This window comes from Tenacibaculum sp. M1.3A (assembly GCF_057732375.1).
In genome coordinates, this window is the sequence record NZ_JBYJEF010000004.1 from 222,897 (window position 1) to 242,866 (window position 19,970).

General features: G+C 30.7%; 18 protein-coding genes. 11 read left to right on the top strand and 7 right to left on the bottom strand.

Translation table 11 applies throughout. The features are described from left to right. Positions 1–16 precede the first annotated feature (16 nt). Positions 17–2,791 carry a T9SS type B sorting domain-containing protein gene (locus AC28QF_RS08495; protein ID WP_488201299.1) on the top strand — a complete coding sequence of 925 codons (2,775 nt, stop codon included), beginning with the start codon at positions 17–19 and terminating at the stop codon, positions 2,789–2,791. Positions 2,792–2,869: 78 nt separating this feature from the next. On the opposite strand, the gene AC28QF_RS08500 is transcribed toward AC28QF_RS08495, so the two are convergent. Further along, entirely contained in the window at positions 2,870–5,374 is a 2,505-nt protein-coding gene (locus AC28QF_RS08500) for a M14 family metallopeptidase (protein ID WP_488201298.1), read from the bottom strand. Between the two features lie 494 nt (positions 5,375–5,868). Between AC28QF_RS08500 and hglS the strand changes: the two genes are divergently transcribed. The 5 genes from hglS (at position 5,869) to AC28QF_RS08525 (ending at position 11,962) form a co-directional block, all read left to right on the top strand. Beyond that, positions 5,869–7,296, top strand: a complete 1,428-nt coding sequence (hglS, locus tag AC28QF_RS08505) for a 2-oxoadipate dioxygenase/decarboxylase HglS (RefSeq protein ID WP_488201297.1) — start codon at positions 5,869–5,871, stop codon at positions 7,294–7,296. Between the two features lie 109 nt (positions 7,297–7,405). Next, positions 7,406–7,864 (top strand): Lrp/AsnC family transcriptional regulator, encoded by a 459-nt coding sequence (locus AC28QF_RS08510; RefSeq protein ID WP_488201296.1) that lies wholly within the window; start codon positions 7,406–7,408, stop codon positions 7,862–7,864. Continuing rightward, positions 7,864–8,514 carry a Dph6-related ATP pyrophosphatase gene (locus AC28QF_RS08515; RefSeq protein WP_488201295.1) on the top strand — a complete coding sequence of 217 codons (651 nt, stop codon included), beginning with the start codon at positions 7,864–7,866 and terminating at the stop codon, positions 8,512–8,514. The genes AC28QF_RS08510 and AC28QF_RS08515 overlap by 1 nt, the downstream gene beginning before the upstream one ends. A 20-nt stretch (positions 8,515–8,534) precedes the next feature. Then, a complete protein-coding gene (locus tag AC28QF_RS08520) occupies positions 8,535–11,450 on the top strand; it encodes an FAD-binding and (Fe-S)-binding domain-containing protein (protein ID WP_488201294.1) in 2,916 nt (971 codons plus the stop codon). A 62-nt stretch (positions 11,451–11,512) separates the two neighbouring features. Continuing rightward, complete coding sequence (locus tag AC28QF_RS08525; protein WP_488201293.1) at positions 11,513–11,962, top strand: hypothetical protein; 450 nt, start codon at positions 11,513–11,515, stop codon at positions 11,960–11,962. An 83-nt stretch (positions 11,963–12,045) separates the two neighbouring features. On the opposite strand, the gene AC28QF_RS08530 is transcribed toward AC28QF_RS08525, so the two are convergent. From AC28QF_RS08530 to AC28QF_RS08555, 6 genes are all read right to left on the bottom strand, one after another. Next, positions 12,046–12,909: an OmpA/MotB family protein gene (locus AC28QF_RS08530; RefSeq protein WP_488201292.1), complete on the bottom strand. Its 864-nt coding sequence runs from the start codon at positions 12,907–12,909 to the stop codon at positions 12,046–12,048. Between the two features lie 69 nt (positions 12,910–12,978). Beyond that, positions 12,979–13,908 (bottom strand): citrulline utilization hydrolase CtlX, encoded by a 930-nt coding sequence (gene ctlX / locus AC28QF_RS08535; RefSeq protein WP_488201291.1) that lies wholly within the window; start codon positions 13,906–13,908, stop codon positions 12,979–12,981. Positions 13,909–13,927: 19 nt separating this feature from the next. Beyond that, entirely contained in the window at positions 13,928–14,971 is a 1,044-nt protein-coding gene (locus tag AC28QF_RS08540; protein WP_488201290.1) for a flavin-containing monooxygenase, read from the bottom strand. A 121-nt stretch (positions 14,972–15,092) separates the two neighbouring features. Next, positions 15,093–15,716 (bottom strand): thioredoxin family protein, encoded by a 624-nt coding sequence (locus AC28QF_RS08545; RefSeq protein WP_488201289.1) that lies wholly within the window; start codon positions 15,714–15,716, stop codon positions 15,093–15,095. A 5-nt stretch (positions 15,717–15,721) separates the two neighbouring features. Next, a complete protein-coding gene (locus tag AC28QF_RS08550) occupies positions 15,722–16,231 on the bottom strand; it encodes a TlpA disulfide reductase family protein (RefSeq protein WP_488201288.1) in 510 nt (169 codons plus the stop codon). A gap of 131 nt (positions 16,232–16,362) precedes the next feature. After that, on the bottom strand, positions 16,363–17,151 hold the full coding sequence (locus AC28QF_RS08555; RefSeq protein WP_488201287.1) for a S1/P1 nuclease: 789 nt from the start codon (positions 17,149–17,151) through the stop codon (positions 16,363–16,365). A gap of 121 nt (positions 17,152–17,272) precedes the next feature. Here AC28QF_RS08555 and AC28QF_RS08560 point away from each other — a divergent pair, with 121 nt between their 5' ends. From AC28QF_RS08560 to AC28QF_RS08580, 5 genes are read left to right on the top strand one after another with little or no spacing between them, the layout of a single operon-like run. Beyond that, positions 17,273–18,133 carry an SPFH domain-containing protein gene (locus AC28QF_RS08560; RefSeq protein WP_488201286.1) on the top strand — a complete coding sequence of 287 codons (861 nt, stop codon included), beginning with the start codon at positions 17,273–17,275 and terminating at the stop codon, positions 18,131–18,133. A gap of 5 nt (positions 18,134–18,138) precedes the next feature. Then, positions 18,139–18,297 (top strand): DUF4177 domain-containing protein, encoded by a 159-nt coding sequence (locus tag AC28QF_RS08565; RefSeq protein ID WP_488201285.1) that lies wholly within the window; start codon positions 18,139–18,141, stop codon positions 18,295–18,297. A 2-nt stretch (positions 18,298–18,299) separates the two neighbouring features. Beyond that, positions 18,300–18,785: a DUF6141 family protein gene (locus tag AC28QF_RS08570; RefSeq protein ID WP_488201284.1), complete on the top strand. Its 486-nt coding sequence runs from the start codon at positions 18,300–18,302 to the stop codon at positions 18,783–18,785. After that, positions 18,782–19,705 (top strand): alpha/beta hydrolase family protein, encoded by a 924-nt coding sequence (locus tag AC28QF_RS08575; protein ID WP_488201283.1) that lies wholly within the window; start codon positions 18,782–18,784, stop codon positions 19,703–19,705. The genes AC28QF_RS08570 and AC28QF_RS08575 overlap by 4 nt, the downstream gene beginning before the upstream one ends. 2 nt (positions 19,706–19,707) lie before the next feature. Next, positions 19,708–19,872, top strand: coding sequence for a type II toxin-antitoxin system antitoxin (locus AC28QF_RS08580; RefSeq protein WP_068364181.1), 165 nt, complete (start codon positions 19,708–19,710; stop codon positions 19,870–19,872). Positions 19,873–19,970: the final 98 nt, after the last annotated feature.

Here is a 19,970-nt window from a genome sequence, read left to right on the forward strand (position 1 = left end):
TTGCTAAAAAAAAGCTTTGAAAAACCTATCACCTTTAAAATTAATTTACACTTTACTTCTTTTATCATCTTTAAATTTATTTGCTCAACTAGAAGCCCATTTAATCGAAAACCAAGGTTGGGCAAAAGGTAATTATGTTGAAATAGGTATTAATGAAAAAGGTGTTTTTGGTACCAAAAAGAATAACAAACCTACATCATTTCATGAAAACAGAGAATTTAGTAATTTATTATTTGGTTTTATAGCAAACCCTAAGAAAGATAATTGGGTAGACTATGATGGTGATTTCTTTACCCCTGGTGAAGCTGAAGAAGGTTTTTCTGTTGAAATAGACGGTATAAATCACAATAATAATAACGTTTCCTTCTTTGATGGTGTTATGGGAGGAATAGTTAGTAGTAAAAAAATAGAATCTGACTGCTTCGAAAGTTTAGCACAAATTATATGGGAAGGTTCTGTAGATGGTCTGCAAATAAAAAGAGCTTACAGTGTTACTGAAAACGGAACGTTTATTCAAATGATCACTTCAATTAGTAATACATCAAATGACATAAAAAAGAATATTTTTTTTATGCATAATGTAGATCCTGACAATAATGTTGCTCTATCCTCTAATTATTCTACAAATTTAGAAATATTAAGTCAACCTAGTGCCAGTGATGACATAGCACTTGTTATGGCAACTCAAGATGCTGTTGGTGGTGGTGAAGATACTGATGGGTCTGCTGTTAGTTTTTATGCAAATGATAAAAGAGCTAAAGTTAGTTTTGGTGGCTTTTCTAACAGAAGTGCTAGTGATATATGGAATGGCACTTCTGTAACCAATACTGTTGGAGCAACAACTTTCGAAGACATTGCCATGTCTATCTCTTTTAAAATAGGAAATATTGCTCCAAAAGAAACTAAAAATTTTGTTTATTACTATTTCTTAAAAGAAGTAGATAAAACATTTGTTCCTATAATTGTAAACATATCTACATCTAATCCCACAGAATGTAACGGAGATGATGGGAGTTTACTTTTATCTGGTTTAAACGCTAATGAAGATTATAAAATTAGCTATAGTCAAAACGGAATTCAAATTCCAGAAAAAACATATACAACTGATGATTTAGGAAATATTGAAATCGCCAACTTAATAGTGGGTGATTATTCTGACTTTAAAATAGGAGATACAACTTGTACTTCCAAATTAGACACAACCTACTCCCTAAATCCACCTGCTCCGTTAAATCCTACATTTTTAACTAAAAACCCTACGAAATGTGATGGAAATGATGGAAGCATAATTTTAAGCGATTTAAATGCTGATGAAAATTACATTATTAGTTATATTAAAGATGGAACGTTAATCCCTGATGCATCCTTTGCTACAAATAATTTAGGTGAAATTGAAATTATTAATCTAGAAGAAGGTGATTATTTTGACTTTAAAATAACCTATAAAAGTTGCGTTAACCAACTTACTTCTACCTATAAACTAAGCCCTCCAACACCTTTAACCCCTCTATTTAGCAGTATAGATCCCACAAACTGTAGTGGAAACGATGGAAGTATAACTATTTCTGGGTTGGTAGCAGGGGAACAAACAATAGTTAATTACAAAATAAACGGAATAGCTGTTTCTGAAACAGTTTATACACCTAATAGTAGTGGAGAAATTGATATAAATAATCTTTCTAACGCCACTTTTTCAGATTTTAGCTTAGCTTACGTATCTTCTACATGCTCTAAAACTCCTACTGATATCATTAATCTAAACGGAACAACTCCATTTAGCACAACAAGTATAGCTAATCAATCTTTTTGTGATGTTGATTTTGATTTTATTACAAATATTCAACTTAACTTTATTGATTCTATAGCGTTAGGCACTCTAAATCCCTCTGAATATTCAGTATCATACCATTCTTCTATAGATGATGCTAATAATAACATAGACATTGATAAAAATAGCTACACCACTAGCGGTGTACCTTCTTATTCTTTATTTGCTAAAATTAAAAACAACATAACCGAATGTTATGAAATAGAACCATTTATTATATTTATAAATATTCCTGTTGATTTTGAAATAGCGAATTTTCTTTTATGTAAAACTACGGATGACAATTTTATAACACCTGAAATTGATACAAATTTAAATAACAGTTTATATACTTTTCAGTGGTATCTAAATGATGTTTTATTAAGTGAAACAACATCTAACATTTTTATTAATACAGCAGGGACATATAAAGTAAAAGTAACTACAATATCTACAGGATGTTCTATCACTGAAGAAGCTGAAGTTATTCCTTCTGGAGAACCAGATAGATTAGATTTATTTTTAAATTCAGAATTATTTGCCAACAATCACATAATAACTGTAAACGCATTTGGTAGAGGAAAGTATATTTACAGACTTAATGATGAGCCTTTTAAAGAAAGCCCAATTTTCGAAAATGTTCCTGCTGGTTTTAACACTTTTTATGTTTTAGATGAAAATGGTTGTGGAGAAACAAGTATCAGTAAAACAATTATTGATTATCCAAGATTTTTCACCCCAAACAATGACGGGCATAATGATACATGGCAAATTATAGGTATCGAATACCTAACTAAACCAACAATTCAAATAGCAAATAGGTATGGTAAACCCCTATTTACTTTAACTAAAAATTCTAAAGGTTGGGATGGGTTTTATAATGGTATAAGAATGCCAAAAAACGACTATTGGTTTATCTTATCGTACACCGATGATTTTGGAGTAGAACAACAAGTTAAATCGCACTTTTCTTTAATCTACTAAGCTAAACTTACTCTATAAAAAGTCCGCTTTATAAATATATAAAGCGGACTTTTTATTTTTTTAAAAAACTACTAATTTCTACATTAAATTTCCAAAGAAAATAGCATTCATTAATAACTTGTTCGTTCCAAACCAAAAAGCTCTAAAGTTTGTATTGTCAGTAAAAACAATAACCCTCCCCGATCCTAATCTATTAACTTTAAACGGAACCGTATTCTTTAATACCTTTAAGTTTTCTTTAGAGACATAACCACTCAATAAAGGACTATCGGTATATTGTATCGGATTATTATAGCTCTTTTTATCTGCCTGAATAAACTGACGTGTATTTCTAAATAATGCTATTTTATCATTCTTGTATCCAAAATTTACAGGATGTGATCGATCAATTTTCGCTTCAAAAATTGCACCACCGATTACCTGTGCACCTGATTGTAATGATTTGTTTTCAAACGATATGTTTTCTACCGTATCGATCTTAGTCTTATTAAATTTTAAATTGATAAACTTCTTATTCGACAACCAATTAACAGCATTTCTATATCCTATTAAAACACCGCCATTTCGCACCCATATTTTTAATTTATCTTCTAATATTTTATCCACAGAATAACTATTTGGTACAACAATCGTTGTATACTTCTCTAAATTTATTCTTGAAGCATACGAAACATCTAACTTGGTTAATTTCATTTCAAAACGCTGATCTAATAAATGCCAAATTTCACCAGCATCGTAACTCGTCATTCCACTACCAACTAACATTGCTACTTTTTGTGGTTTTATTGCTCTAAAATTTCTACTACCTAAATCAATTCCGTCATTTAATCCCGTAGATACTCCCGAAATTTTAATGTGATTTTCAACCGCAACTTTATTTAAAAACTCATATAATTCTGAGTTGTTTAATTTCTGATTTTGAGCTGGAATAAAAATAGTTCCGTAATCAAACGATTCACCATTATTTTTAAACTGCTTCATTGCCACTTTCGCACGCAATCCATTTTCTAAAATTGCATATAACGCTTTCGGAGTTTCATATTCATTCCAAGAAAACAAATACCCAACACTACTTTGGGTTTTAATTGTTCCTTCTTTTTTCTTTAAATCAATAATTTCTGCTCCTGCTTTTGATAACGAAATATTATCAGCAAAATCAACACCAAAGGCATGGTTGAATGTCCATGCAGAAACATCGTAAAATAAACTATCCTTAAAAGTAGTTCGCACATCAAACATTGCTTTTACCAATCGGTTATTTTTCTGATTCATTGGCACAACGTAACTATAACCTTTTTTAAAGTTTTTTCCTTTTGATGTAAAATCCGCTTTTAATTCGTGTATTTTTATTTGATGCTTTTTTAAAACTGCTGCTAAATGATACGTTTTTACAGCATCTTTTTCATCACCAAAAACAATCGCTTTGTTTTTTCCTGAATTTCGAGATTCCTCATAAAAATCTTGTTGGTATTTTAAGATTTTTACGCGCATATTTTTAGCAGCTTCTAAAGTTGACAAAGTAGCTGTAAATTGATTACGAATTGTAAACGGAAAAGTTAACACTCCGTTTTCACTTTCTTGTGCATGTCCGCGAGAACTTCCTTGCTCAAACAAAATACCGATACTTCCGTTAATATCTGGAAACGTTGAACCTTTACCGTAATAAAAATCATCAAAACTCTCTTCAGAATAATAAGTAGACCCTATTTTATCAAAAGCCTTTGCATGATAGGTTGCAATTTCTTTGGTTAAATCCTGATTCATTTGTGGCGTTAACGGGTTTGTTCTACTCGGAACTCCCGGTTGAAAAAAGAAACTCGAATTCGTACCCATTTCATGATGATCGGTTAAAATATTTGGCAACCATTTATGAAAAGATGCTATTCTTGCAGCACTTTCAGGTAACTGAACTGGCAACCAATCGCGGTTCATATCAAACCAATAGTGATTTGTTCTTCCACCAGGCCATACTTCATGATATTCTCTGTCATTTGGATCAGGATTTATGTTCGCAGCCTTATTCGTATTTGCCCAATACGCAAAACGCTGCAACCCATCAGGATTCAAAGATGGATCGAACAGAATAATTGTATTCTCTAATAACTCATCAATTTTAGTTCCTTCGGCAGCAGCTAAATAATAAGCCGATGCCAATGCTGAGTTTGTTCCACTAGGTTCATTTCCATGAATTGAAAACCCTTGATAAACAACAACTGGTTGTTTAGAAATATCTATAGAAGCATCATCTGTTGCATTAATATGTTGTTTTCTTATTTGCTCTAAATTCTGTTGATTTTTAGAAGAAGTAATCGTTAACAACAATAATGGTCTACCTTCGTATGTTGTTCCTCTATCTTCTAAAGAAACTCTATCAGAAGCTTTTGCCAACGCTTTCATATATTCTACCAACTTATCGTGTGTAATGTGCCACTCACCTACTTCATGACCAGTAACCGATTTTGGTGTGGGTATATTTTTAGCATACGTAACATCGGTAGGTAAATAATATGATAAATCTAATTTTTGTTGTGCAGTTATAGAGACTGATACTAAAATCAATAATAGTAAAAAAACTTTCTTCATTTGTTGTGTTGTTTAACAAGTTAACAAATATATTAAATCACAAAATGCTATTTCAATAGATTAAGAATCTTATTTCAAAATAATATTTTATGGTAATCTTATCAAACACAGTCTATTCATAAACTAAAAAAACATATAAACTTGTACAAAGAGAATTTTAACACAAATAGCTACACAACTGATAACTAGATATTTAAAGAAAAACAATGATTCAATTATTAGAATTAGGGAAAGCTACAAGCTATACCATCAATAATTAATTAAAAATAAATCTAAAACATTTATTCACCTCATCACTTATAGCGTTCTTTTTTAGAATAAAGTCAAATTGATTTTTTTAAAAACTCTTTTGTAATCAAAATTGTTTGTCTACTTCAAAAAAAGATAAAAAAAAACTAAACAAATACATAATGAGTTATTTTAAAGTGAAATTCATTTTAAAAACATAAATTAAAGATTAAATTTGTTTATTTTGTAATAAAATTAAATAAATTATGTCATCAAGAAACATTGTACAAAGTTTAAATACTAAAAAGACATTTGTCTCTCCAGAATACATTCGTAATCGCTTCTCTATGATTATGTCTGACATGTATAAGAACGAAGTACCTCTTTACGGTGAACTACTTGATTTGGTTCAGGAAATTAACAACAATGTTATTGCAGAATCTAAAGAAATAAAAGAGCAATTAGAACGTACTGGAGAAATTACTCGCCTAAATATGGAGCGTCACGGAGCAATTCGTTTAGGTAAACCTTATGAGCTATTTACAATAAGGCGCTTATTTAAAGTTATGGGGATGTTTCCGCTTGGTTATTACGATTTGGCATCAGCAGGTGTTCCTGTTCATTCAACAGCGTTTAGAGCAATAGAAAACACCGCACTTAACCAAGCTCCTTTTAGAGTTTTCACTTCTTTATTACGTTTAGATCTAATTGATGATGATAAGCTGCGTACCAATATTGAAACTATTTTAGAAAACCGTCAAATTTTCACTGAAAAAGCGTTGGAATTAATTGAAAAAAATGAAAAAGAAGGCGGTTTAAATAAAGAAGATGCTGATACTTTTGTTCAAGAAGCGCTAGAAACTTTTCGTTGGCATGAAACTGCTACAGTAAATCACCAAATGTACGAAGCACTAGTAGGTCAGCACAGATTAATTGCTGACGTGGTTGCTTTTAAAGGCCCTCATATCAATCACCTAACACCAAGAACTTTAGATATTGACAAGGTGCAAACTACTATGGAAGCTCGCAATATTACACCAAAAGACATTATAGAAGGACCACCAACAAGAAAATGCCCAATTTTATTACGTCAAACAAGTTTTAAAGCTTTAACCGAAAAAGTAACTTTTAAAGGTAAAACTGGAACTGAAAAAACAGGAGAACATAAAGCACGTTTCGGCGAAATCGAACAACGCGGCGTGGCATTAACAAAAAAAGGACAAGACTTATATAATGAGTTATTAGGTAAAACACGTAAAACAATTGGTGGATCTCCAAATGCTGAAAATGCTCTAGAGTACAACCAATTATTAAAAGAAAATTTTAAAAATTTTCCTGATACTTATAAAGAATTACAATCAGAAGAGTTAGCCTATTTTCATTACTTTACTACTGATAAAATAAAAAGCTTATCAAAAGGTAAAACGCATACAAAATCAGATGTAAACCAATTATTAAAAGATGGCTATTTAACTACTGAACCAATGGTTTATGAAGATTTCTTACCTGTAAGTGCAGCAGGAATTTTCGCTTCAAACCTAGGTACAGATGATGCCGAACGAGAATACGAAGAAACCTCTAATCAATTATTGTTTGAAAAACATCTAGGAGAACCTGTATTTAAATTGACAACCTGGTATGAAAATACGCAAGACGAAACAATTGAAAAGTGTTTAACACAAATAAATGCTTAACATTAAAAATGTAGTCACATAGATACTATGCGACTACATTTTTAATATAAAAAGAGTTGTGCCTTTATAATTTGAATTCACGCTAATAGAACATAACAAAATCATTCTTTTGAAAAATCAATTTGACTATATAGACAAGCAGATATTATTAAAACTAAGGTTAGACGCTCGTAAAGCCTACTCACAAATAGCTAAAGAATTAAAAGTTTCCAATTCTTTAGTACATCAACGTATAAAAAAACTTACTTCTGAAGGTGTAATTAAAAATGCTGAATTTATTTTAGAAGAAAACAAATTAGGTTACAAAACAAAATCTTACACTGGTATTCGTTTACGGGAAGCTCGTTTTGCAAAAGAGGTAATGAACGAGCTAAAAAAAATACCAGAAATTACCGAGTGTAATTTTGTATCGGGTATTTACGCTATTTTTATATTAGTATACGCTACAGATAATGAACATTTACAAAAAATATTGTACGACAGAGTTCACCTAATAAATGGGGTTGCAGGAACCGATACTTTTATTTGTTTTGATACTTGTTTTAAGAGAAATATACCGATAGAATAATGACAAATAAAAGAGCTGCAGTTTTATGGACAGGCGGAAAAGATTGTGCTTTAGCTTTTTTTAAGGCGCAACAAGCAGGTTACACTATTACACACTTAATAACTTTTGCACCTAAAAACCCAGACTTTAAAGCACATCCAATTCACTTGATAAAAGAACAAGTAAAGGCTATTAGCATTCCTCACTTATTACTAACAGTAACAGCTCCGATAAAAGAAAGTTACGAAAATACTATCCAACAATTAAAAGATTTTTATAAGATTGATACTTTAATTACTGGTGATATTGATGAAATTGACGGACATACTAATTGGATTGAAGAATGCTCGCTAAAATCTGGCATAGAAGTATTTAATCCTTTGTGGAAAAAAGATAGAACCTATTTGCTTAACGAATTAATTATGAATGATTTTACAGTAGTATTTTCATTAGTGAAAAAAGAAAATTTAAGTAGTGATTGGATTGGGAGAACTCTCGATAAAATTGCTATTAATGATTTAAAAAAGAAATTAAATATTGATATTTGTGGGGAAAACGGAGAATATCACACTATGGTTTTAAATGCTCCCTTTTTTAAAAGTAAAATAATAGTAAACAAAATTGAAGTTGTTAAAAACGATCAATATTACTATTTAAAAACGATACTATAAACCTTTTAGGTGCTTAGATAATGGCAAAAAAAATACAATTACTAGATTTAGAAAAGAGTTTAAAAGGTGAATTATTTTTTGATGATTTACACAAAACTTTATATGCTACCGATGCATCTGTTTATCGTAAAATTCCGTTAGCTGTAGCTTATCCGAAGGATAATCAAGATCTTAAAACCTTAATTAATTTTGCTACAGAAAATAACATTACTTTAATTCCGAGAGCCGCAGGAACTTCTTTAGCAGGCCAATGCGTTGGTGATGGTATTGTTGTTGACGTTTCTAAACATTTTACTACTATTTTAGCTTTTGATGAGCAGCAAAAAACCATCACTGTTCAACCAGGAATTATACGAGACGATTTAAATAGATTTTTAAAACCTTTCGGACTATTTTTTGGCCCAAATACCTCAACTTCTAACCGCTGTATGATTGGCGGAATGGTGGGAAATAATTCATCAGGGAGCACCTCTATTCGTTACGGAGTTACACGCGACAAAGTGTTGGCTATCGAAGGGTTATTATCTGACGGAAGTAATGTTCTTTTTACCGAAATTACTTCACAGGAATTCAATCAAAAAAAAATAGAGAACTCTTTAGAAGGTACTATCTACAGAACCATTTATACAGAACTTTCTCAAGAAGCAATTCAACAAGAAATAATAAATGAATTTCCGAAACCAGAAATTCACAGACGAAATACGGGTTACGCAGTAGATGAATTTTTAACCTCTGATTTGTTCGGCGGAAAAGAACCTACTATTAATACCGCAAAATTTTTATCTGGCAGTGAAGGAACATTAGTTTTCTCTACCGAAATCACTATTCAACTAGACGACTTACCGCCTACTTATAGTATTATGGTTTGTCCGCATTTTACCAGCGTAAACGAAAGCTTAAAAGGTACAGTAACAGCTATGAATCACAAGTTATATGCCTGTGAGTTGATGGATAAAGTAATTTTAGATTGCACCAAAAACAACCGAGAACAAGCTAAAAATCGTTTCTTTTTACAAGGCGATCCTGAAGCTGTTTTAATGCTAGAAGTTTCTGCAAACACCCTTGAAGAAGCAGAAATACAAGCAGATAAATTAATAGAAGATTTAAAAATAAATAACTTCGGATATCATTATCCGAAAGTATATGGAGAAGACATTGCTAAAGTTCACCATTTGCGTAAAGCTGGTTTAGGTTTGCTAGGTAATATTGTGGGAGACATGAAAGCGGTTGCCTGTATTGAAGATACTGCAGTTGCTTTAAACGACTTACCTGAATATATTGAAGAGTTTACCCAAATAATGGATAAATATCAGCAAGATGCTGTGTATTATGCACATGCTGGAGCTGGGGAATTACACTTACGCCCAATTCTGAATTTAAAAAAACAGGCCGATGTTGTTTTATTTAGAAAGATAACTACTGAAACGGCTCAACTTGTAAAGAAATATAAAGGTTCTTTTAGTGGTGAGCATGGAGATGGAATTGTACGTGCAGAGTTTATTCCGTTAATGATTGGCGATAAAAACTACGAGTTATTACGCCGAATAAAAAAAGCATTCGATCCTAATAACGTATTTAACAAAGGAAAAATTACAGATGCTTTTCCGATGGATAAAAACTTACGTTATGAAATCGACAGAAAAGAGCCTATTATAAAAACATTACAGGATTTTTCTGAAAGCGAAGGTATTTTAAAATTAGCTGAAAAATGTAACGGTTCTGGTGATTGCCGTAAATCTCCTGAAGCAGGCGGAACATTATGTCCGAGTTACAGAGCTACCAAAAACGAAAAAGAAACTACACGAGCAAGAGCCAATATGTTACGTGAAGTTTTAACAAATAACACCTCCGAAAACAAATTCGATTCTAAAGAACTAAAAGAGGTTTTAGACCTTTGTTTAAGCTGTAAAGCTTGTGCTACAGAATGCCCTAGTAATGTTGATATTGCTTCTATGAAAGCTGAGTTTTTATATCAATACCAAGAAACGAACGGTTATTCTTTTAGAAGTAATTTATTTGCCAACAATGCAAAATATAATAAATTAGGTAGCAAGTTCCCTACAATAACAAACTTTTTAACCAATACATTATTGGCTAAAAAAATAATGGGAGTTGCCATACAACGCTCTGTTCCTAAATTAGGAAAGCAGCCTTTAGATAGCTGGCTAAAAAAACAAATTATCACTTCGAGCACAGACGAGAAGGCTACTAAAAAAACTGTTTATTTATTTAACGATGAGTTTACCAATTTTTACGATGCCGAAGTTGGTAAAGATGCTGTAACCGTTTTAGGAAAATTAGGTTACGAAGTAAAATATAATAATCACGAAGAAAGCGGTCGTAGTCATATTTCTAAAGGATTTTTAAAAGAAGCTAAAGAATTGGCAAATAAAAATATCACTATTTTTAAAGATATAATCTCTGAAGAAACTCCGTTAATAGGAATCGAACCTTCTGCTATTTTAACTTTTAGAGATGAATATATTCGTTTAGCAGACGATAAATCATCCGCAGAAAAAATAGCTAAAAATGTTTTTACTATTGAAGAGTTTCTAGCTTCTGAAATTAAAAAAGGCAACATTAATACCTCATTATTTACTTTAGAAAGCAAGGAACTTAAAATTCACGGGCATTGTCATCAAAAGGCATTATCATCAACACATGCTAGTTTTACAATGTTAAATATCCCAAAAAACTACAAAGTTACCATCATGAATACCGGTTGTTGTGGTATGGCAGGTAGTTTTGGATACGAAAAAAAGCATTATAAAGTAAGTATGCAAGTTGGCGAAGACACACTATTTCCTAAAATTAGAAACTGTTCTGCGAGTACAGAAATTGCTGCTGCAGGAACAAGTTGTCGTCATCAAATTTATGACGGAACCAAACGCATAGCCAAACACCCTATTACTATTTTAAAAGAAGCATTATCATAATTAATTGATAATCATGTTTTTATTTTGTACTTTAAGCATATGTTAATTTAAAACACCATGTTATGAGTAGTACTAAAATAATAATTAACAATGCTTTATTAATTTTTGCAGGAATTGTCGGTTTTTTTCTATTGATGAAAATATTAGGTCTAGATGAAGTTTCTGAACTACGTTTCTTAAACTTTGCCTTTGTTCTTTGGGGAATAAACAATGCCATAAAAACGAATATCAATGCAAATAAAGAATCTTTATATTTTAATAATTTTTCTGTTGGCATAGCAACCTCTATTGTTGCTATTGGGTTTACGATTATTGGTTTAATTATTTATGTAGATTTTATAAACCCATCTCTTATAAATATATTAGAAGATTCTGCTTTTTGGGGACAAAATTTAAGCTTAGGTTTAATTGTTTTCGCTTTAGCTATTGAAGGGATTGCCTCTTCTGTTATTTGTTCTTTTATTTTAATGCAGTATTACAAAAACTACAAACCAGTAATTAGCAATGTATAATATATTGTAATTAGGTTATAAATCAATTTTAAAGCACAAAAAAAAGCCCCCGATTAAAATCGGAGGCTTTTTTATATTATATATTATGGTTGAAGCACTTCTTCTTCAGCTAACAAACCAAAAAACTTATCTAAATTAGGTAAAATAACAATTTTTGTTCTTCTATTTCTAGATCTGTTTGCGCTTGTTTTATTATCTACTAATGGTAAAGATGAACCTCTACCCGAAGCAATTAATCTACTAGAACTTACGCCATATTTATTTTCTAAAATACGAACTATTGATGTAGCTCTTTTTACACTTAAATCCCAATTATCTAATATTACATCATTATGAATTTTTCTTGAATCGGTGTGTCCTTCAATCATTACATCCATACTTGGTTCTGACTTGATAATCTCTGCTAATTTTTTTAATGTTTTATAAGCTTTACTATTTACATTATAACTAGCTGTTTTAAATAGCATTTTATCTGAAATAGATATCATTACTACCGTTTTATCGATATTTACATTAATATCGTCAGAGTTTTGTAATTCTGGAACATTTATCGATTTTTTCAGCTTATAAGAAACTGCTAAATTCATAGAATCTTTTAATGTTTTAGCGCTTGCTAATTCAGCAGCATCAACATTTGCTAGAGTTTTACGCATTTTAACTTTCATCGAATTAGATATTACAGCTCCTTCAACCATATCTAATTTCACATCATTTTCTTTTTTAAGGTTTGAATTGATTCCTTTTAAAGAGTTTATTTTACTATTGTAGTTGTCTACTCTTTTTTCAATTTTAGCAAACTTAGCTTCAAGTTCTTCTTTTTCTAATGTTGTTTTCTGAAGAGTACCTTTAGTGTTGGTATATCGTTGTTCTAACTCAACATACTTTTTTTTAGAAACACAAGATGTTGCAATAATTGCGACAGTTAATAGAAGGGATATTTTTTTCATTATTAATTATTTTTAATAGTTTAAGTAATGTTAAACGCACTATTATCTCTTATAGTATAACACCCCTTGTTATTTTAAAAATATCTCTGCCATCATACAACGAGCGCTTCCTCCTCCACAAAATTCTATTGTATCTAATGATGAATGAATAATTGCATTGTGCTTTTCTAATTTTTGTAACTGTTCTTTTGTCAAGGACTTATATGCTGATGAGCTCATTATTAAATAGCGTTCGTCATTAACCCCTTTTACTTGTAACATATTACCTGCAAACTGATTTACTTGCTTTTCGGTAATAGTTATAATTTCTTTTTTATCCGATTTCAAATGTTTTAACACATTTTTCTTCTCTTTTTTATCATCAATGGCATCTAAACAGATGATTGCAAAATTTTCTGCCACACACATCATTACATTCGTGTGATAAATAGCTTCTCGTTTTTCGTTTATAGTTTGATTTGCTGTAAATATAACAGGCGTGTATTCAAAATCTTCACAAAACTCGATGAATAATTCTTCATCCGCCCTTGGCGATAAAGCACAATATGCTTTGTTATTTGTACGATCTAAAATCATACTTCCGGTTCCTTCTAAAAAAACACCTTCTTCTTCGGCTTCAGAGTAATCAATTACATTTTTAATCTCAAAACCTTTTTCTTCTAATGTTTCTAATATATCTTCTCGTTTTTCTAAACGCCTATTTTCAGCAAACATCGGATAAATAGCAACATCTCCGTTCTCGTGAAAAGAAATCCAGTTATTAGGAAACAAAGCATCTGGAGTATCAGGCTCTTTAGTATCTTCAACAACGATAACAGTTACACCGACAGCTTTTAACTTAATTACAAAAGCATCGAATTCTTGTTGTGCTTTTGCATTAATTGTAGCGGGCAGCATACCAGCTAATTCTTGTTGGTAATAATTATTTATAGCTGTTTGCTCGTTCATTCTAAAACTAGCCGGGCGAACCATTAAAATAGTATTAGTAGTTTGTTGCATACTCTTAAAGTATTATTGTTTATTTTTTCTTACTAATTATATCTGCCAAATAATTGGCATCTTTTGAAACGCCACCTAAAGTTGCAGAACCACGAGTAAACATCCAAGGTAAACCAATAAAATACAAGCCGCTTATATTGCTTACGCCTCTATAATTTTTAGGATAACCATCTTCGTCTAACTCCAAACCTTCTATCCATTTAAAATTTGGGCGATATCCTGTTGCCCAAACAATGTTTTTAATTGTTGATATTTTATCTTTCTCGAACTCTATTTCTGTATTTAAAGCATCTTTTGTTCTACCAACAGCAATTACATTTTCTCTAGACAAAATTTCTTTAACATCTGTACCAATAACTGGTTGTATTGATGAATTTATACGTTTTCCGATCCAACTATACTTACTATAACTTAAAAAACCGATTAAGGTAAACCACCACCAAAGGGTTTTACCTAAAAACTGTTGTGGTAATGATTTTACGTTTGTGTTTCCTGAAAAATAAACGGTTCTGTTTTTATCTTTAGATATTTCATCTAAAATTTGATATCCTGAATCTCCTGCTCCAACAACCAACGCATCTCCTTCTTGTAATTGATCTACTCTTTTATAGTAGTTACTATGCATCTGACAAACAGTTTCTGATATTTTCGTATGACACGGCGGTGTGTACGGAATATGAAACGGCCCTGTGGCAACAATTACATTTTTGGTTTGAATCTCACCACCTTTATAAGAAACATAAAATCCTTTTTCGCTTTTTCTTACGGAGGTAATTAACGTATCTAATTGTAAAGGAATCTCAAATTTTTCTACATATAATTTAAAGTAATTACTTACTTCAAATTTAGTAGGGTAATGTCCTTTTGAGGCATTAAACTTCATACCTGGCAAGTGATTGTATTCTGTAGGCGTGAATAATTTTAAAGAATCCCATCTATTTAACCAAGAAGCACCAATCTCTTTTTCACTATCAACAACTAAAAACTTTTTTCCCATTTTTTTTAAATGGTAAGCCATCGATAATCCTGCTTGTGCTCCTCCAATTATTACATAATCTAACATTTGTTCTTCTTTATCGTTTTACACACCAAAGGTAAAACAAAAAACTACCTAGAAGCTATAATTTTAATATAGTCTTTAGGTAGTATTTTATTCTTTTAAAGAATTTATAAATTTGCTTCCCTTACTTTAAAAATCTTTTATCTTTAACTGAACAGCCTATTGCTCTGGTGTATTTTTTAACAGGTTTATCACCTTTTAATAAAGCATCTACTGCGTCTTCTACAAAACGTTCAGACACATTGCTTTCGTCTCTAGAGCTATCATCAATAGCACCTATATATTCAACCATTAATTTACCTGCTGTTTTATTTAAAATATACACATGTGGCGTTTTTGTTGCGCCGTACATTGGGTATACTTTTTGACCTTCGTCAAATAAATAAGGAAAAGTAAATCCTTTTTCTTTTGCACGAATTTTCATGTCGTTAAAACTATCTCCTTTTGATGCTTCAGGATCATTTGGATTGATAGCAATTACGGGATATCCTTTTTTACTATATTTTTTATCCAAAGCATTTAAACGATCTTCGTTTGCTACAGAATATGGACACATATTACATGTAAAAACAACAATAAAACCTTTAGCATCTTTATAACTAGCCAAAGAAACCATCTTACCATCTACATTTTTAAGATTAAAGTCTGACGCTACATCTCCTACTTTATATCCTTTCGTTTCATTTATTGTAAATGCTGAAATTGCAGCAAATACAACAAATATTAATACTATTTTAAAAATTTTCATATTTATTAATTTAAAAAGGTTTGTAATTCATTCTTTAAGGTTTCGTAATGAAACGATTGCTCATAAAATTTTCTCTTATTTTTAGTATAAATAAGTGTTGCAGGTATTGATCCCGACCAACTATCTGCTATATCCTGAATCCAGAATTGCTCATTTTTATCTTCGAAGTGCAATACTTTCGATTTTATTTCTTTCTCTTTTATAAACGGAATCAGGTTACTTTCTATTTGTTTTGAAAAGTCTAAACTCACTAAAATAACCTCAACATTTTTATCTTTAAACTCTTTATTTAGTTTTTCGAAAGCTGGCAATTCTTTTACACAAGGCAAACACCATGTAGCCCAAAAATTAATCACATACGTTTTATCATCATTTTTATGCAAAAATGGCTTTAACTCTTTATAATTTAATGTGACTATTTCATTTTGCTTTGTTGATGCTTCTTTTGTTTCTTGAATCTTTTTACAAGAAGAAATTATCAAAACAAAAAGTATTAAAAATCGAAATTTATACATGATTCATTTTTATTTATCTCAAAATTAATTGATTATATTTTTAAACAAAGCTAATTAACGAAACATTAACAACTAAAAAGCTCGAAAGTTAAACCTTCGAGCTTTTTGTATTTATTTTAAAAAAATGATTTTTAGCAAAAAATATCGTTCAACAATTTAGCCAAACGTAAACCTCCTTTTTGTAACTGCTCTCTTACAACAGGAAAATAATCATACGAATAACGGTAACGTAATTTATCTCCCGATTTAACTGATTCATATACTTTTTTAGTTAATCCGTGTGTATCATGTACCCAATCAACTAAACTTCCTTTTTGAATCTGTTTGATTTGCTCTTTTGATAAATCTTTAGCATTGTCTGCCAACTCAACATAACTCATTTTCCAACCTTCAATCATATCGGTATCCCAAACTCTATGTAAGTTTGACCCTTTTCCGTGCCATTGAACTTGAGTAGCGTTACCTCCTTTATCTTCCTTTCTTCCAATATGCATTGGTTGGTGTAAATCCCCTACTAAATGTACTAGCATTTTTAAATAAAAACGCTTGTCTTTTAACGAACTGTTTTTATCTTTTAAAATCTTTATACAATCTTTTATACCTGTTACTAAATCTCCTTTCGGATTTTTCTCAGACGCTTCGTATTTAACATCAAAAGGCATATTTACATAATGCCAAGTAGAAAACTTACCATATGTTTCTCTATCAGACTTTATTTCATCTGCATACGTAGATACAAAAGCCAAACTTTCACCTTGTAATAACTTCGCTATTTTTCTTTTTGCCGTTTTTGTTAAATTATTTTCAGCAATTTTACCTGTTGCTCTATGACCTGTTTGCCCCCAAACATCATCATTATTGGCAATAGATGAAGCGCTTATAAAAAAAGCACATAACACTAATAATATTTTCGTTTTCATAAATAAAAGCATCTTAATTTTTTGCTAAAATATAAAATATTCATTTATAAATTTGGATTTAACAAAAATTTAAACATACCTTTACGATATCAAAATGATATCAATATAAACTAAATCAAAAATGAAGACAGAAAAAATAATAAAACCAGCAAATGGTTATTTAATGCTATTAGTTACACTAACGTTTTTCTTTGTAGGAATTGTAATGAGTATAATAGATGAAACTCCTATTTACCTTCTTGCTACGCTCATCGGATTTATTGGACTGTTTGGATTTATTTTAGTTAACCCAAATACCTCTAAAGTAGTTTTACTTTTTGGTAAGTACGTTGGAACCATAAAGGATAATGGTTTGTATTGGGCAAATCCTTTATATAAAAAGAAAATAATTTCATTAAGAGCTAGTAATTTTGATAGCGAGCGGTTAAAAGTAAATGACAAATTAGGAAATCCGGTAATGATTTCTACAATTTTAGTTTGGCGAGTTACCGAAACTTATAAAGCTGCTTTTGATGTTGATAATTACGAAAATTTTGTTCGTGTACAAACAGACGCAGCAGTACGTAAACTAGCAAGTATGTATCCTTACGATAATTTTGCTGATGAAGGACACGATGAAGATATTACACTTCGTTCTAGCGTAAATGAGGTAAGCGATGCTTTAGAAAAAGAATTAGAAGAACGTTTAGCTATTGCAGGAATTGAAGTTTTAGAAGCCCGCATTGGGTATTTAGCGTATGCACAAGAAATTGCAAGCGCCATGCTAAAACGCCAACAAGCAACGGCTATTGTTGCTGCGCGCCATAAAATTGTACAAGGAGCCGTGGAAATGGTTGAAATGGCTTTAGACGAATTAAATAAAAGACAAATTGTTGAATTAGATGAAGAGCGTAAAGCTGCTATGGTTAGTAATTTATTAGTTATTTTATGTAGTGATAAAGAAGCGTCTCCAGTAGTAAACGCGGGGACTTTAAACCATTAATAATAATGAAAGAATATAAAGTAATACAACCAAAATTAGGAATAAGAAATAGAACTCAGAAATACGAAGATCTTTTAAATCAATATGCAAGAGATGGTTGGGTTGTAAATAATATATTTCAAAGTACTGGGGGCATTATATTTGAACGTAACAAGAACAGGTAATAATGAAAATATTTAAAGAAGAACAACGTTTTACACAATGGTGGATTTGGCTTTTATTTTTAGGCCTAAACCTATTTTTATTCTATGGTATTTACCAGCAATTATTTTTAGATACTCCCTTTGGAAGCAAGCCTACATCAAATAATTTTTTAATAATTACTAGCGGTATTTTTTTACTAGTTACGGTGTTTTTCTTCTATTTAAAATTAAAAACAAGAATAGATGAAACCGGAATATATTATCGTTTTTCTCCTATTCAATCTAAATTTAAGAAAATTAAATGGGAAACTATTAAAACTGTTCGAGTGATAAAATACAAACCAATTATCGATTACGGCGGATGGGGAATTAAGCTAAATTCATATACTGTAAAAGGAAATATTGGCATCTTATTCGAGTTTAAAAATGGTAAAAAATTCTTAATTGGTTCTCAGAAAAAAAATGAGGCTACTCGTGTTTTAGAAACCTATAAAAACAAATTATCATGATTAGAATAATCGCGCTTATTATTTTTTATACTTTTAGTATTGTAGTTACTTTTGCTCAAGTAAAATCAGAAGAAATATTAATAAAAAATAACGGAATTGAATTACCAGGAACTTTAACGTATTCTGAGAATAAAACTCCGCTATTAATTTGGATTCACGGTTCTGGAAATGTTGACCGAAACGGAAATCAACTTCCTTATGTTAAAGCCAACTATATAAAACAATTCCGCGATAGCGTTAACCAACATAATATTGCTTTTTTTAGCTATGATAAAAGAACTGCAAATAAAAAAAACATGCCAGTATTAAAAAAAGGAATCTTGTTTGATTCTTTTATTTCTGATGCAAAAAAAGTAATCTCTCATTTTAAAAATGATATCAGGTTTTCAGAAATTGTTTTAATCGGTCACAGTCAAGGTTCATTAGTAGCAATGTTAGCCAGTAAAAACAGTGATAAATACATTTCATTAGCAGGGCCGTCTGGTTTTATAGATCAGAAAATAGTTGATCAAATGAAAACCAAAAACCCGCTTATTGTTAATACGCTACAAGAACATTTTAAAGAATTAAAAGAAACTGGTACTATAAGAAAAGTAAATCCTTCTTTAGTAACAATGTTTAACTCACAGAATACACCTTTTTTTAAAAGCTGGATGCAATACAATCCATCCGAAGAAATTAAAAAAATAAATATTCCTATATTAATTATTAACGGAACGAAAGATTTACAAGTATCAATAGAAGATGCAAAAACATTACATATATCTAATTCGAAGTCTGAATTAGTAGTTATAGAAAACATGAATCATGTGTTAAAACATATTGATAAAGATGAAAATAACATGAATTCTTATTTTTCTGAAGATTATCCTTTATCCGATAAATTGATTAAAACCGTTGTTTCTTTTGTAAAAAAATAACCATGGCAAAAAAGAAAGCATTTGCGCTTCGCGTAAACGAAGATATGATTAAAGCTATTGAAAAATGGGCTGCTGACGAATTTCGTTCTACAAACGGACAAATAGAATGGATGCTTATGCAAGCGCTTAAGGAAGCTAAACGCGAACCTAAAAAGAAAGAAGAGTAAATTTAATTTTTGAAGCAATTCTATTTACTTCTAAGAACCTTAATAAAATGTTAAAAACTACTCAGTAAATATTGAGTAGTTTTCTATTTTGTAACTTG